Annotated in this window: 15 protein-coding genes and 1 tRNA gene; 9 read left to right on the top strand and 7 right to left on the bottom strand. The window is 65.3% G+C overall.

Features of this window, described 5'->3' with window-relative positions; all coding sequences use genetic code 11:
• Window positions 1–34 precede the first annotated feature (34 nt).
• The 7 genes from BLT08_RS08065 (at window position 35) to BLT08_RS08035 (ending at window position 8,077) form a co-directional block, all read left to right on the top strand.
• Entirely contained in the window at window positions 35–2,293 is a 2,259-nt protein-coding gene (locus BLT08_RS08065) for a VWA domain-containing protein (RefSeq protein ID WP_090304741.1), read from the top strand.
• 38 nt (window positions 2,294–2,331) lie between these two features.
• The gene (locus BLT08_RS22925) at window positions 2,332–2,472 is read left to right on the top strand and encodes a hypothetical protein (RefSeq protein WP_175529262.1); all 141 of its coding nucleotides are present in this window, start codon (window positions 2,332–2,334) and stop codon (window positions 2,470–2,472) included.
• An 86-nt stretch (window positions 2,473–2,558) separates the two neighbouring features.
• Window positions 2,559–4,145, top strand: a complete 1,587-nt coding sequence (locus tag BLT08_RS08055) for a uracil-xanthine permease family protein (RefSeq protein ID WP_090304739.1) — start codon at window positions 2,559–2,561, stop codon at window positions 4,143–4,145.
• Between the two features lie 379 nt (window positions 4,146–4,524).
• A complete protein-coding gene (locus BLT08_RS08050) occupies window positions 4,525–5,352 on the top strand; it encodes an alpha/beta fold hydrolase (RefSeq protein WP_090304737.1) in 828 nt (275 codons plus the stop codon).
• 62 nt (window positions 5,353–5,414) lie between these two features.
• Complete coding sequence (locus tag BLT08_RS08045; protein WP_090304735.1) at window positions 5,415–5,765, top strand: DUF5798 family protein; 351 nt, start codon at window positions 5,415–5,417, stop codon at window positions 5,763–5,765.
• A gap of 73 nt (window positions 5,766–5,838) precedes the next feature.
• Complete coding sequence (locus BLT08_RS08040; RefSeq protein WP_090304733.1) at window positions 5,839–6,819, top strand: PLP-dependent cysteine synthase family protein; 981 nt, start codon at window positions 5,839–5,841, stop codon at window positions 6,817–6,819.
• Window positions 6,820–6,910: 91 nt separating this feature from the next.
• Window positions 6,911–8,077: a hypothetical protein gene (locus tag BLT08_RS08035; protein WP_090304731.1), complete on the top strand. Its 1,167-nt coding sequence runs from the start codon at window positions 6,911–6,913 to the stop codon at window positions 8,075–8,077.
• Window positions 8,078–8,109: 32 nt separating this feature from the next.
• On the opposite strand, the gene BLT08_RS08030 is transcribed toward BLT08_RS08035, so the two are convergent.
• The 4 genes from BLT08_RS08030 to BLT08_RS08015 all read right to left on the bottom strand — a co-directional run bounded on the left by BLT08_RS08030 (window position 8,110) and on the right by BLT08_RS08015 (window position 10,570).
• Window positions 8,110–8,520: a CoA-binding protein gene (locus BLT08_RS08030; RefSeq protein WP_090304729.1), complete on the bottom strand. Its 411-nt coding sequence runs from the start codon at window positions 8,518–8,520 to the stop codon at window positions 8,110–8,112.
• Between the two features lie 83 nt (window positions 8,521–8,603).
• Entirely contained in the window at window positions 8,604–9,236 is a 633-nt protein-coding gene (locus BLT08_RS08025; protein ID WP_090304727.1) for an RAD55 family ATPase, read from the bottom strand.
• Between the two features lie 178 nt (window positions 9,237–9,414).
• Complete coding sequence (locus tag BLT08_RS08020; protein WP_090304725.1) at window positions 9,415–10,269, bottom strand: geranylgeranylglycerol-phosphate geranylgeranyltransferase; 855 nt, start codon at window positions 10,267–10,269, stop codon at window positions 9,415–9,417.
• Window positions 10,270–10,387: 118 nt separating this feature from the next.
• Window positions 10,388–10,570 carry a DUF7511 domain-containing protein gene (locus BLT08_RS08015; protein WP_090304723.1) on the bottom strand — a complete coding sequence of 61 codons (183 nt, stop codon included), beginning with the start codon at window positions 10,568–10,570 and terminating at the stop codon, window positions 10,388–10,390.
• A 148-nt stretch (window positions 10,571–10,718) separates the two neighbouring features.
• Between BLT08_RS08015 and BLT08_RS08010 the strand changes: the two genes are divergently transcribed.
• Window positions 10,719–10,793, top strand: a tRNA-Arg gene (locus tag BLT08_RS08010).
• 460 nt (window positions 10,794–11,253) lie between these two features.
• Window positions 11,254–12,426 carry a GNAT family N-acetyltransferase gene (locus BLT08_RS08005; protein ID WP_090304721.1) on the top strand — a complete coding sequence of 391 codons (1,173 nt, stop codon included), beginning with the start codon at window positions 11,254–11,256 and terminating at the stop codon, window positions 12,424–12,426.
• A gap of 147 nt (window positions 12,427–12,573) precedes the next feature.
• Here BLT08_RS08005 and BLT08_RS08000 read toward each other — a convergent pair whose 3' ends face one another.
• The 3 genes from BLT08_RS08000 to BLT08_RS07990 all read right to left on the bottom strand — a co-directional run bounded on the left by BLT08_RS08000 (window position 12,574) and on the right by BLT08_RS07990 (window position 14,877).
• Complete coding sequence (locus BLT08_RS08000) at window positions 12,574–12,861, bottom strand: hypothetical protein (RefSeq protein ID WP_090304719.1); 288 nt, start codon at window positions 12,859–12,861, stop codon at window positions 12,574–12,576.
• Window positions 12,854–14,227 (bottom strand): phenylacetate--CoA ligase family protein, encoded by a 1,374-nt coding sequence (locus BLT08_RS07995; protein ID WP_090304716.1) that lies wholly within the window; start codon window positions 14,225–14,227, stop codon window positions 12,854–12,856. Before BLT08_RS07995 ends, BLT08_RS08000 begins: the two co-directional genes overlap by 8 nt.
• A 101-nt stretch (window positions 14,228–14,328) precedes the next feature.
• Complete coding sequence (locus tag BLT08_RS07990; protein WP_090306089.1) at window positions 14,329–14,877, bottom strand: chorismate--pyruvate lyase family protein; 549 nt, start codon at window positions 14,875–14,877, stop codon at window positions 14,329–14,331.
• Window positions 14,878–15,110: the final 233 nt, after the last annotated feature.

Raw genomic sequence — 15,110 nt, 5'->3', positions numbered from 1 at the left:
CGTACTTTTAAACCTCTATTGTATTAGCTCAACTATGGTTGCAGACGCTGGGGGCAAAAAGCTGTCGTCACTCCCCTTTCCGGCGATCGTCGGGCAGGACGAGTTAAAGCGCGTGCTGCTCGCCGTCGCGGCCAACGACGGCCTCGACGGGGCCCTGATCGTCGGCGAGAAAGGCACCGCGAAGTCGACCGCCGTCCGGGGACTCGTCGATCTCCTCCCGGACCAGCGAGCCGTCGCCGATTGCCCGTACGGCTGTGCGCCCGACGACTCGACACAGCAGTGTGCCGACTGCCGCGAGCGCGACCCAAACGAACTACCAGTCGAAACCCGGCCCGTTCCACTCGTCAACCTCCCACTGGGCGCGACTCGAGACCGCGTCGTCGGCACCCTCTCGGTCGAGGACGCCCTCGCCGGTGCGGCCGACTTCGACCCCGGCCTGCTCGCTCGCGCCCACCGCGGCATTCTCTACGTCGACGAGGTCAACCTGCTCGACGACCACCTCGTCGACGTCATTCTCGACTCGGCCGCAAGCGGCGTCAACACCGTCGAGCGCGACGGGATCAGCGTCTCACACCCCGCCGAGTTCACCCTAATCGGGACCATGAACCCCGAGGAGGGCGACCTCAGGCCACAGTTACGGGACCGGTTCGCCCTCCAGGCCACCGTCGAAGGGTGTCGCGAGGTCGACGATCGGGTCGAAATTATCGATCGGGCGCTCGAGTCCGACGGCTCAGGCATCGACAACGGAACCGACGAGTCGGATCCGTGGGTCGAGCACGCCGACGAGACGGCAGCGTTGCGGGAGGTGGTCGTATCGGCCCGAGAACGGCTCTCGAGCGTCGCCCTCCCCACCGATTTCAAGGAGGAGATCGCCCACCTCTGTCTCGAGGCCGGCGTCGACGGCCACCGCGGCGACGTGGCAACGGCCCGGACCGCGATGACTATTGCCGCACTCGAGGGCCGGACGACGGTTATCGAGTCAGACGTCCACGAGGCCGCGCGCTACGCCCTCCCGCACCGACTCCGGAGCACGCCGTTCGAGGACGAACCGGATCTGGAGGATATACTCGAGGATCGATTCGAGGAGGACGCACCCGAAGATGTCGAGGACGGCGAAGCGGACGAGTCGGGCAAGAACGAGAACGAGCGCGAGAGTGACGACGGAGAGGACGCCGGTGAGACGGGAAACGAGTCCGGCGGCGAGGGCAGTGAGGACCGTAGCGAATCCGATTCGGAAGATGGCGACGACGGGACCGACGACTCGGACGGGAATGACGACCCGGAGACGGACGACTCCGGAACCGAACGTCAACCCGACGACGGCACCGACCCGTCGGGTGGCAATCCCGCACCTGCCCGAGCTGACGACGGCGGGGAGAGCGAGGGCGACGACTCGAGCGAATCCGGTTCCGACGACCACGGCGAAAACGGTGACGACAGCGAGGAAGATCACGCCCAGCCGCTCGTTCCCGGCCAGCGCCGCGGCGAGGTTGCCGACGTCGGCGAGGCGCGGGCGCCCGACCTCGACTCGCCCGATGTCGAGAGCCGACGGGCGACGGGGAACGGTGGCGCTCGAGCCAGCACGACCCCCAGCGTCGACAACCGCGGCGCGCGCGTTCGGACGGAACCCGCGTCGGGAGACGGCCCCATCGATGCGGCTGCATCGGTTCGATCCGCCGCGGCTCGAGGGGACTCGAAGATCGAAAAACGGGACCTCCGCCAGTCGGTCCGCGCCGGCGAGACATCGGTGACGATCGTCTTCGCGGTCGACGCCAGCGCCTCGATGCGACCCGCGATGCGCACTGCCAAGGGGGTTGTCCTCGAACTCCTGCGGGACAGCTACGAACACCGCGATCAGGTCGCCTTCGTCGCCTTCGCGGGCGACGATGCGGATGTCCTGCTCCCCCCGACCGACAGCGTCTCGCTGGCCGCGCGGCACCTGAAGGAGTTGCCGTCGGGCGATCGGACGCCGCTTCCGGCGGGGCTCGAGACCTCGAGACGGGTCCTCGAGCGCGCCGAGACGGACGCCTCGGTCGTCGTTCTGGTGACAGACGGCCGGGCGAACGTGGCCGACGGCAGTCCGACTGAGGCGACGCGTCGGGCTGCACGCGGGCTCGCGGCCGACGACGCGACCGTGATCGTCGTGGACGCCGGCGACGACTCTCGAGCCGGGCTTTCGGAACTTGTCGCAGCCGAAGCCGACGGCGAACTGGTCGACCTCTCGTCGCTGTCCGCCGAAACGGTTCGCGCCGCAGCCAATCGGGCTGCGGCGGACGACTCCCCAACTAGGTAGGCACATCGCACAGGATCGCGGCCCGATAATCGTGTTTCGTGAGAGTCAGCGAGCGACACGACTGTCCGTCGTGTCTGGCCGACGCCGGAACCGAACTCGAGCGACGCGTCCTCGACGATCGGGTTGAACGGCGCCTCGAGTGCGACGACTGCGGACACGTCTGGCGCCGCGTTCGGTGAGCGTCCACCGAATCCGGTTCTGTCGGAGCGTCGCGCCCGACGGATCAACATCCATTTGACCCCGGTCGATCGTTATCCGACGAGACATGACTGACGCGGGGGACGAATCAGCAGGCGGAAGCGCTGACGCCGGCGGTGATCCAGGCGATCGCGACGTCAGCGACGATATCGAGTACGGCATTGACGACCGGCCGCCAGTCGGCGAATCGGCGGTGCTGGGAATCCAGCACTACCTGACGATGGTCGGGGCGAACATCGCGGTGCCGCTGATTCTGGCCGAGGCGATGGGGATGCCCGGCGACGTGACGGCGCAGTTCGTCGGCACCTTCTTCGTCGTCTCGGGAATCGCGACGTTGGCCCAGACGACGTTCGGGAACCGGTACCCGATCGTCCAGGGCGCGCCGTTCTCGATGCTCGCACCCGCACTCGCCATCGTGGCCGTCGTCACGGCGGGCGGCGTCGGAACCGGGGACGACTGGCAGGCCGCCCTCCTGCAGCTACAGGGAGCGATCATCGTCGCCGCGACCGTGCAGGTCGCGATGGGGTACTTCGGCCTCGTCGGGAAGCTTCGACGGTTCCTCTCGCCCGTCGTCATCGCGCCGACGATCGCGCTGATCGGGCTGGCGCTGTTCGACGCGCCCCAGATCACGACGCCGGATCAGAACTGGCTGCTGCTCGGGCTGACGCTCGGACTCATCCTGCTATTCTCACAGTATCTCGATCTCAAACACAAGGCGTTTCGTCTGTATCCCGTGATTCTAGCGATCGGTATCGCGTGGTTTGTCGCTGCGGGGCTTTCGTTCGCGGACGTGTTCGACGCCGACCACCCGGGACACGTCCCGCTCGGTGAGGTCACTGACACGACGTTGTTCCTCCCGATCTATCCCTTCCAGTGGGGGATTCCGGAGTTTACGACCGCGTTCGTCATTGGCATGTTCGCGGGCGTGCTCGCCTCGATCGTCGAGAGCATCGGCGACTACTACGCCGTCGCGAATCTCACCGGCGCCGCGGCGCCCAGCGAGAAACGGATCAACCACGGGATCGGAATGGAGGGGGTAATGAACGTCTTCTCCGGCGTCATGGGAACCGGCGGTTCAACCTCCTACTCCGAGAACATCGGCGCGATCGGCCTGACCGGCGTCGCCTCCCGTTACGTCGTCCAGATCGGCGCCGTCGTCATGCTGTTCTTCGGCTTCATCGGCTACTTCGGCCAACTCATCGCGACGATTCCGGATCCCATCGTCGGCGGGCTGTTCATCGCCATGTTCGCCCAGATCGTCGCCGTCGGTATCGGCAACCTGAAACACGTCGATCTGGACTCCTCGAGAAACGTCTTCATCGTCGGCTTCGCGCTGTTCGTCGGGCTGGCGATGCCGGCCTACATGGGGAACTGGGAGAGCACGCTCGCGTTCCGCGACGCTATCGGCCTCGAGGCCGCACTCGCCGGCTATCCGGCCCCGCTCGAGACCGCGGCCGAGGCCGTCGTCGACACCGTCTTCATCATCGGCTCGACGGGGATGGCCGTCGGCGGCCTCGCGGCGCTCGTCCTCGACAACACGATTCCGGGCACCCGCGAGGAGCGCGGCCTCGCCGAGTGGGATCGACTCACCGAGGACGAGTCCGACTTCGAGAGCTTCTGGGACCGCTGGGTCGGCTCCGATCGGGGGCAGTAACGGACTTCCTCGAGTAACGCTGGCTTCAGTCCGACGCGTCGCTTCGGGCCGGCTGATCCACGTGCGGTGGCGCGCGCTGGGCCGTGGCGAACGAAAGCGAGACGCGAGCAAAGCGAGCGTCTCGGCCAGCGAACGGGGAGCAACGCGACCCGTGAGCCGAGTGAGCCACGAACCGAAGTCGTGCGAGGGATGAAGCGAGCTTGCGAGCGAATCGGCTGGGGAGGATGTGGCGATCATCGTTGCCAGGATCGCAGGACGCTCGGCTGTACGGAAGTCGATCCGAACAGAACGATCCACCGATTCGAAGCTCGACAACCGATCGCTGTTCGCACGTCCTGCAACCCGTTCTTCTTTACCTGTTCCCACCCATCACGTATTAATGGCAGAACTCGCTCTCGAGGACGGCACGCTCTGGTACGAAACGCGCGGCGACGGGCAACCGCTGGTCTTCATCCACGGCGGCTGGATGAACGGACAGGCCTGGAAACCGCAGGTCGACCGTTTCGCGGACGACTATCAGGCGATCACGATGGACGTTCGCGGCCACGGGCAGACGGGCACGACCGAGCCGAGCAGTTACTCGATCGAACTCTTCGCCGACGACCTCGAGGCCCTTCTCTCGGAACTCGAACTCGAGGATCCCATCCTCTGTGGGCTCTCGCTCGGCTCGATGGTCGTCCAGGAGTACATGGACCGCCACCCCGACCGCGCGGCGGGCGCGATCCTCGGCGGCGCGGTGCGGTCGATGCCGCCGATGGATCTGCCGCCGATGATGAAACCCCTCATGTCGCCGCTGCCGGCGCTGTCGACCTCGCTGTCGATGACCGGTCCGCAGACGACGTTCCGATCGATGCTGTACTCCATTCAGGCGACGACCGGCGAGCGCTGGCTGTCGGTGAACCCCGACGTCCGCTCGGAGGCGATGGACGCCGTCGGCGACATCTCCCGCAGCGAGTTCCGGAAGGTGTTCGGCGCGCTCTACCGCTACGAGCCTACGGACCTCTCGCACGTCGAGACGCCGACGCTCGTCGTCCACGGCGAACAGGAGGCCCCGCTGGTCAAACAGCAGGGCGCGAAACTCGTCTCGGAGGTCGCGACCGGCGAGCAGTTGGAACTCTCGGAGTCGGGCCACCTCGTCAATCAGGATCGGCCGGATGCGTTCAATTCCGCGAGCGCGGCGTTTCTCGAGAACGGGAGCGCGGCGTAACCAGCAGCGACCGCGACCGACGGAGGAAAAGGCCCATTAGTTACCCGACACATCGTTCAGGCATGGGACTTGGCAGCACTGCAAAGAAGATTCAGAGTTTGTCGGACCGCGCCGAAGCGATGTACAAGCAGGTACAGGAGCTTCAACAGCGCATCATCGGTCTCGAGGAAGAGGTCGACGACACCCACGACACGGTCAAGAGCATCGACCACCAGCTCACCGAACAACGCGCGCTGTTGCTCGCGCTGGCCGAAGAGCAGGGAATCGACGGCGAACAGATCCTCGCCGAGGCAGCCATCGACGAGGCCGAAGCCGCGGACGACGGTGACGACGAGGACGGCAGCAAACCAGGGACTGCCGACGGTGACGCAGACGCCAGCGACGCCGAAGCAACCGACGCGACCGCCGAGTAGGTCGCTCGGTACCGAGTCACGCGTCCCGCTCGATGAGTAAAACCTAACAGCAGGGGCAACTTTTGCCAGCACGATGACGACCCACGAGCAGCCGGTGGACTCGGTCCTCGAGACGATCGGTCGGACGCCACTCGTCGCCCTTCAGGACGGTCCCGAGGACGTCCAGTGTTACGCGAAACTCGAGTCGTTCAACCCCGGAGCGAGCGTGAAAGACCGGATCGGCCGCTACATGCTGCGGAAGATGCTCGAGCGTGGCGACGTGAGCGAGGGCGGGACGATCGTCGAACCGACCGCGGGGAACACCGGGATCGGGCTCGCCATCGCCGCCAAACAGCTGGGACTCGAGGCGATCTTCGTCGTCCCCGAGCGCTTCAGTCTGGAGAAACAGCAGTTGATGGCCGCGCTGGGCGCCGAGGTTATCAACACGCCTACGGACGCGGGCATGGGCGGCGCGATCGAGCGAGCCCACGAACTGGCCGCCGAACTCGACGACGCCGTCGTCCCCCAGCAGTTCTCGAACCCGCTCAACACGGAGGCCCACTACGCGACGACCGCCCCCGAGATCTACGCGGCGCTCTCCGGCGAGGTCGGCGCCGTCGTCGCCGGCTGTGGCACCGCGGGGACGCTCATGGGGATCGCGCGGTACGCACGCGAGCAGGACCCGAACACCTACGTCGCGGCCGTCGAACCCGAGGGTTCACTGTACGGCGAGTTGCTCGACGAAAAGCGCGAGGAGGGAGAGTACAAGACCGAGGGGATCGGCACGCACAACACCGAGACCAACGAACTGTTCGAACCCGATCTCGTCGACACCGTCCACGCCGTCCCCGACCGCGAGGCCCACGACGAACTCGAACGGCTGGCCCGCGAGGAGGGCCACCTCGTCGCCTCGAGCGCCGGGGCCGCCAGCGTCGCGACGAAGCGGGTCGCTCGCGGTATTTCGGAGGGGGCGATCGACGCGCCACACGAGACGGTGGTGACGGTGTTCCCGGACTCGAGCGAGCGCTACCTCTCGAAGGGGATCTACCGGTCGTTCGAGGAGTGGGAAGACTGACTCGAGTCGTGTGGCAGCAGTCCGTGCCGACTCGAAACGGCGCGGCCTCGGTGACCAATACATTGATTGCGCACTGCTGACAGGTGAGCGTATGGACCAGTCGCTTTTCGCCCTCCCCACCGAACGGGAGCTCTCCCCCGCCGTGCGGACGAAGTACGAGGCGTACGCCGCTCAGGGTGGCCTGCTCGGTGCGTTTACGTACGCCGCCGTCGTCCTCGAGACCGACGACGACGGCCTCGCGGCGACGCTGGCTTCGATCCCCACCGCGCTTTTCGTCACGAGCAGCCTCCACGACGACGCGATCGATGAGGCCGACGACTGGATCGGAAATCGAAAGCGGCGGCTGAACGAACACGTCACGCTCGGCGATCTCGCGTTTACGAACGTTCTCGAGGCCGCAAACTCGCTCCCCCACGAAATCGATCTGTCGCCCGTCCTGGAGACGGTCCGGCAGATCGGACGGGGGCAACTCGGAGAAGAGGCGCTCGAACCGTCCACGGCGACGCTCGAGGACGCCATCGCTCGCGTCGACGAGCGCGGCGCCGTCTGGGCCGACCTCGCCGTCTCGTTGATCGGCGCGGTCGACGGCTACTCGAACGAGCAGCTCGAGCGACTTCGAACGGCCACGAGAAACGCGATGTTCGTTCTCACGGTCGTCGACGACGTCGAGGATCTTCCGGAAGACGTGGCCAACGGCGTGGCGAGCGTTCCGACCGCACTCTACGACGGCGATCTCTCGGCGTGCGACTCGCCGGCCGCGATCGCCGACTCGTTTCTCGCGTCCGACGCGCCCCGACGGCTCGAGACGCTGTTCGACGACCGACGGGCCGTCCTCGAGGCCGGCGTTCACGACCTCGGCGAAACCATGGATCGACCGAACGCGGCGATTCTCGACGCGGTGCATCGCGCGCTGGCGTGGTACTGCGAGTCGGCGTGCTCGATTCCGGTTGCACAATCCGTACCGCCGGCCCGACAACGTGAGATCCACACGCAGGTGGCCGGTGACGAGACGGCGAGGCACCGTGTCGCCGAGAGGGTCGTCGCCGACCTTCCGTTCAGTGCAGCCGACGATTCCGAGACCGTGGCCGCCGTCGACCCTGAGACGCTGGCCGAGGCAGTCGCCGATCTTCCGGCCGACCCGCTCGCGGACGTGCTCGTCGCGCTCACGCACGTCGCGACGGTCGCCGACGGCGTCATGAGCACCTCGCTCGAGGAGGCGCTCGCGACGCTCGAGCGACGTGCGGCGTCGACGATCTAATACATCGTCCTTCCGTGGTAGTTTGCAACCAGTCAGGCCGAGAGCCGGCGATGCTCGACCATCATGCACCGACTCTGGACGGCCACCCGGCCGTCGTCTTCGACGCGGGCCGCCGCCTCGTCGTCGCGGATTCCCTGCTGGGTCCAGACGACCTCGACGTCGTCGCGCTCGAGCGCCGCGTCGACGATCTCGCTCACTTCCTCGCTCGGGCGGAAGATACAGACGACGTCGATCGCCTCCTCGACGTCTGCGAGCGAGTCGTACACCGGCCGGCCGAAAATCTCGTCCGCGAACGGGTTGACCGGGATCACGTCGTAGCCCTGCTCGCGCAGGTAGTTCGGAACGTCGTGGGCCGCTTTTCCTGGAGTACTCGAGCAGCCGACGACGGCGATGGTCTCGTACTCGAACACGTCCGCGAGGTCGTCGGTGGCGTCGACGGGCATACGCGAGTGGAGGGGCTCGCGAGTGAAACGTTTCGGGGTTACGGAAGAAGTAACGGACGTCTCGGCGCGACGGTGTGGACGTCTCAGGTCGAGAGGCCGGCCGTCCGGATCTCCGGCTCCTCACCGTCGGCCGGCTCCTCGAGTTCGATAACGGCGTCGAACAGCTGCTTGAGCGTGTTCATCGTCTGGTCGTCGTGGGCCGTCGAATCGATCACGTAGACGCCCATGGCGTCGGCGCTCTGGATGCGACCGGTGAAGACGTGGAGGAAGCGAAACACCGTCTGGAGGTTCGAGTACATAAGCAGCGTCGAGACCGAATGGAGTAGCACGCGGTTCTCGGTCAGCCCGCGGTCCTCGTAGAACTCCTGGAGGAACTCGGAGAGCTTGATCCCGATGCCGGTCATATCGACGGGCGAGGAGGCGTACTTGATCCGCGGGTCGTCGTCGACCGTGCCGATCCCGCGCTGTTTCGTGACGCAGTCGACGACACCGACGTTGGCGTCGGTACTGGCGTCGACGGAGGCGGTGAACGTCTCGAGCACTTTGTCGGCGCTATCCTTGGTCGTAACGACGATCGATCCGTCGCCCCGATCAGCACCGCTCGCGAGGATATCGAACGCGATCTGTCGCTTTCCCGTCAGAGGCGGGCCCGCGACGAGCAGGTTCGTCCCCGGTTCGATTTCGGCGTCCGGAATGACATCGGCGAGGTCATACATACCAGATACTCACATCCATCAGCCGTAGTGACGTCCATTGCTGGGTCCGCTGACTACTCCGGCGTTGCTATGAGAATGCGTGATCCAGCTTATATTACTTTTGATTGTAGGAGCACAACCATTGCTAATTCATTCTGGCTATGTCCGCTTTCGTCGACGAACCGTCTCGCGATTCAGCTCAGAGTCCGGCCGGCATCGCCACCGCCGCTCGGCCGACGACGAACGCCAGCGCGGCGAGAAACATTCCGTATTTGAGGTGTGACTGCCCGGCTGTCGGATCCTCGAAACTCTCGTAGGCTGCGTAGCACATGATCGCGTCCGCCGGGATCACCACGAGTAGGTACGCGACGCCGAAGTAGCCCAGTAAGTAGGGCACCGGGCTCGCGACGACGCCGACGACGATCAGGGCGGCGGCGATCTGCAGCGCGCGCGTTTCGCCGACCGCGATCGGGAGCGTGTTCAACCCCTCCTCGCGATCGCCGTCGATGTCCTCGACGTCCTTGACGATCTCTCGAGTTAGCGTCGCAATCGCCGCAAGGACGAACAGCACCACGGCTGGCCCCATATCGCCGACCGCTGCGGCACCGAAGAGGAACGTACTCCCGACCAGATAGGCGACCAGCGCGTTTCCGAGCCCCGGCAATCCCTTGAAAAGTTCGGTGTAAGCCACCAGCGCGACGAGGTTGATTCCTGCGATCGCGAGCGCTGCTGTCGGGAGCGTGAGCGCGAGCGCAACTGCACCTGCAAAGAGGACGAGACTGAACGCGAGCGCCCCCCGCGGACTCACCGCCCCGCGAGGAATCGCCCTGTCGGGCTGGTTGATCCGGTCGATCTCCCGGTCGAAGTAGTCGTTGATCGCGTTTCCGGCCCCGACCGCCAGTCCGGTCGCGGCCACCGCAGCCGCCACCGCGAGCGAATGGTCGCCGACGCCACCGGCGACGAACGCCCCGATGAACGGCAACGCGCTCGCCGCAATCACGTTCACCGGCCGCGTCAACTCGAGCAACCCGCGGATCGTCTCCCCCGCTGTCATTGCCGGAACTGCTCAGCGCTGGTGGTTAAACGGTACGGTCCACACTCGGTCGAGAACAGGGCACAGACGGCGTCGCAATCGGGGTCAGTCGGAGGCCGATTTCACTCGAGCGCGACGGTCACCGCCACTCCTCGAGGTCGCAGAGCGCGTCGGCGTCGATCGAGAGCCACTTGCAGACACGGTCGTCACCCGTCGCATCGGCGGGGACGGCGGTCCAGACGTCCTCGTCGTCGGTGAGTAACTCGAGCGGTGCGTCGCTGGACCGACCATCGTCGGGAACTGGGGCCTCGTTCACCGTCATGAATAGCTAGGTGTTCCGGGTGCAGGACAAAGACCCTGGGCGGCACTTTTCACCGGCTGAGAAGTTCCGATAGTGTGCGTGGTGGTGGCTGTCGAAATGCCTCCAAACCGAGCGACTTATACGGGGTCGCCGGAAAATGCTGAAGTGAGGGCGCTTAGCTCAGTCTGGACAGAGTGCTTGGCTTCGGACCAAGTTGCCACGGGTTCAAATCCTGTAGCGCCCATGTTTCTGTCGCGAACAAATTCGTGAGCGACAGATACTGGACCGCGAAGGATTTGAATGAGACGGCGGCGAGCGAAGCGAGCCGACGGCGTGGTTCAAATCCTGTAGCGCCTACCCACGGCCTCGTTTCCAACAACTCTGCTTCGTCGATCCGTTTATCCGTGGAACAGCAATCATTCGGTAGTCGCGCATGGACTATCGAGCCGCCCTCGAGTCCGTAAACGAACTCACACCTAGTCCCGATCGAGCCCATTCCGGACAGCGCGACGCCGGTTCAAGAGTCCGGTAGTGCGACCGTAATTGTACGGACGGCGTGCTCTCGAGACCGTCACTCGGTCGAGCAACTAGCTATCACCGCAGTGATCACTAGTACGTCGATACTGCTGTCAGCACGATACTAGCCCGCTCGAGATCCAAAATACCGGATCTATTACTATGGCTGATCGGTCGTTGGACAGGGTATGTTCGGACGGGATCGGATGGATTCGTTGGAGCGACAGTACGCCAGCGGCGACCGCGAGTACACCATCCGGCAGTACCGCGAGGGAGATCGCGACGACCTGCTTGCGGTGTACCAGGAGGTGCTGGATCCGGCGCTCTCCAGTGACTGGTTCGCGTGGAAGTACGAAACCAACCCGTACACCGAGGAGATCCCGGTTTACGTCGCCGAGTTCGACGACGACATCGTCGGCGCGGTCGGCTTCTGGGTCCTCGAGTTGCACACCGGCTCGCGGCAGATTCCCGCCGTTCAGTCCTGTGACGGCGCGGTTCGACCCGAACACCGGCGGGAAGGGCTCTTTACCGAACTGTTCAGGATTGGGCTCGATCGGTTCGCCGCTGACGACGGGTTCGAGATCGTGTTCGATTTCCCGAATCAGTTGAGCAAAGCGACGTTCGAGAAGTACGGCTGGCAGCTCGTCGAACGCCAGGAGACGTACTTCCGGGTCCAACAGCCCGACGCGATGGTCGACGGCGAGTCGGTCGGTCCGCTCTCCGCGCTGGCTCGAGGCGGCGCTCGAGTACTTTCTCGAGGGTATCTCGCGGCGAAATCCCGGCAGCGTCCGTCGGTCGCCGACCACCCGAAGATCGACGTCGAACGGACTGCGGAGATTCCTGCGCAAACGCTCGCGGCGCTCTACCGACACGACATCCCCGACAAACTCCACCTCGTCCGCGACGAGACGTTCTACGAGTGGCGGTTCGGCAACCCCCACTGGGAGTACACGACCTACGTCGGGCGCTACGACGGCTCGCCGGTGGCTGCGGTCACCACCGGAACGAAAGTCGACGACGGGACGACTATCGTCCATCTCACCGATATCGTTCCGCTCGTCTCGAGTCGACCGCGAACGGCCGTCCTGGTCTCCGTTCTCGAGGCGATCCTCGAGGCGAACGAGGACGCGGCGCTCGTGGTCGCGCCGTCCGGCGTGATTCCGGACCCCGTACTCTCCGCGTACGGCTTTCGAAGCGATCAGACCGTCCCGCTCTCGCTGGTCTCGACGCCGACGATTCACGGCGTCTACGCGCTGACGGACGACGACGAAGCGGACGGCGACCGCTGGGTCGTCGACGGCAAACGAGTAACGGATCCCGACGCCTGGCGGACGACGTTCAGCGAGTACGATACGGGCTAACCCACGTTCGGATCGGTTTCGAGCGTGATCTGACCGTTCGTTCGGTTGTCACTCGGTGCCTTCTCTCCATACTCTCTGCTGTAAGTCAGTTCCGGCGATCGCGATTTGTCCTGCGGTCCCACCGATACATCGGGACAGCAAACCGTCTCAGTCGTCGCCACTCTGCTCCGGGACGTGTTGCTCGAGAATATGGACAACGTCGCGGATCCGTTGGGCGTTGTGTTCGATCGCGGGAACGTCGTGTTCCCGTCCCCGTTCGATCAGGGTCGTCGACGCCTCCTCGAGGTCGTCGACGAGCGCAGCGAGTTCGTCGAGGTCCACCGCAGTTCGTTCGTCACCGCGGCCGGCGCCACGATTGGCTTGGTCGCCGGCCGGCTGCGATCGGTGCGGCTGCGAGTCGCCGTCGTGGTGCCCAGTGTCGTCGTCCTCAGACATGGTTCACCCGCTGGTCGACGACGCGATCGGCTTTGAGTTCGGGTCGCTCGAGGGCACCCCGCTCGCGCAGTGTAATTCGAAACGAGAGGCCACAGGCCTGTTTGAGCCGGTGGCGAAGTTCGGTTCTGACCGTCTCTACGTCCTGCGTGTTCGCCTCGGTGATCAGGGTGACGACGTCCGACTCCTTCTCGTCGTGGTGGTCGATGACGATCTTGTACTCGTCGGCCACGCCGTCGTGCTGGCGGACGACGTCTTCGACGGCCGTCGGGGAGAGCAACACCCCGTTGACCGTCGTGAAGTCGTCGTCTCTGCCGAGAACGCCGCCGTCGGCGAGGCGAAACGTCCGGCCGCAGTCGCAGGCGCTCGGTTCCTCGAGTCGCACTCGATCGCGCTGTTCGAATCGGAGATACGGCTGGGCGTGTCGATCGAGCGGCGTCGCGATCAGCGTTCCCGTTTCGCCCGGTTCGACCGGGACGCCGTCGTCGTCGACCACCTCGATCAGGAACTGGGCCTCGTTGAAGTGGAGGCCGAGCGAGTCGCCCTCGCAGCTGTACCCCCACGCGCCGGTCTCGGTCGCGCCGGCGTGGTCGTGGACCGTCGCTCCCCAGCGGTCCTCGAGTTTCGCTTTCGTCCCCGGAACGCTCGCGCCGGGTTCGCCCGCACAGACGATCCGTTCGATGCTGGTCGCCGCGGGATCGATCCCCTCCTGTTCGGCGACCTCGCCGAGTCGAAGCGCGTACGTCGGCGTGGTCATGAAGACCGTGGCCTCGAGGTCGTCCATCAGTTCGACGCGTTCGACGGACGAGAGGTTGCCGCCGGGGACTACCTCGGCACCGATCCGCTCGCAGGCGTAGTGTGCGGCCCAGAACGCCACGAACACGTTGTAGGAGAACGGGAAGAAGACGCGGTCGTCCGGTCGGATCCCCTGCGACCAGAGGACCGTCGCCCAGCAGTCGCTCCACCACTCCCAGTCCCGGCCCGAATCCGCCTGTCGGAGCGGCGTGCCGCTGGTCCCGGAGGTCTGGTGGTACTCGCGGACCGCTGTCGGCTCCACGGCGAGAAGCTCTCCGTACGGCGTCGGTTCCGCCTCCGTCGGTCGATCGGTCCGTTCCGCCGATCCCTCCGAGCCGTCCTCGCTCGTCTCCTGTGCCCGCCGCAGTTCGTCTTTCGTCGTCGTCGGGACGGCGCGAATATCCTCGAAGGAGTCGATCTCCTCCGGCGCGATGCCGGCTCGATCCAGCTTTCGGCGAAACACGGGGACGTTCTCGTAGACGTAGACGGCTTGCGCCCTGAACTTCCGGATCTGCCGGCGCTCGAGTCGATCGCGCGGCATCCTCTCGAGTAACGGGTTCCACATGTCGGCCATGGTCTCGCTCGAGGGTAGCGACTATCCGGGCTTTGTTATGGTTCGGTTTTGAACGATCGACGCGCCGGTTCTCGTTTCGGCGACCGGCATGTGGCCACAGGCTACGGCGTTCGATACGTGCTGAGGCGATCCTTCGGGAAGTACTCGGTAATGGTCATGATACGGGTGTCTGCGGCGTAGATCTGATACGTCCGCTCGAGGAGACACGCCGCGTCGCTCTCGACGAACGACGGGAAGCGATCGGCGGTCGAATGGACATTCATCTCGACGATTTCGCGTCTCGTCTCCGTACACTCTTCGCGAAGCACGTCTCCGATACCGATCTCGCCGTCGACGAGTTCGTCGGCGACGGTGTCCGCAAGCGGCGAGAGCCGAACGGTCGACCGAGCCCAGACCAACGGGTTTCGCTCGGCGTCCGGCACGAGCGCGACCGTTCGGAACAGCCGGTTGTCGGCCACCGCGCGGTCGAGAATGCTAACCGAGACGTCGCCCCTCGTCAGCGCCTCGAGCATGTGGGTGACGGTCCCGTCGGTCGCGAGAAACAGCCGTTCGATCGGGGAGAGGGTGAGATCGGCGTCCCGTTCGAGCGTTACCAGCATCGAACGGATCGATTCGTCGGTCGGTTGGGGCACGCGTAGTTCGTCGCTCATCGGGGTGAGAGTCTCGATGTCGGGAACGGCTGCGCCCCGCTTTGTAATCCGCGCCTTCATTCGACGGACGGTTGCGTTGTAGTAACCCGTTGCGCCGAGATGTTAGTCGGCGAACGCGGAGCCGTGTTCGATCGAAGTCGTCACAGTACGCGAACGTTTCCGCCTCGAGCGGTGACTCGTCGGTCGACGGGGCGTTCGCTGGGGCGGCGACGAAACGGCCGTTAGACGCTGTT

Source organism: Natronorubrum texcoconense, assembly GCF_900100335.1.
Lineage (GTDB): Archaea > Halobacteriota > Halobacteria > Halobacteriales > Natrialbaceae > Natronorubrum > Natronorubrum texcoconense.
This window is presented reverse-complemented; position numbering and strand designations above follow the sequence as displayed.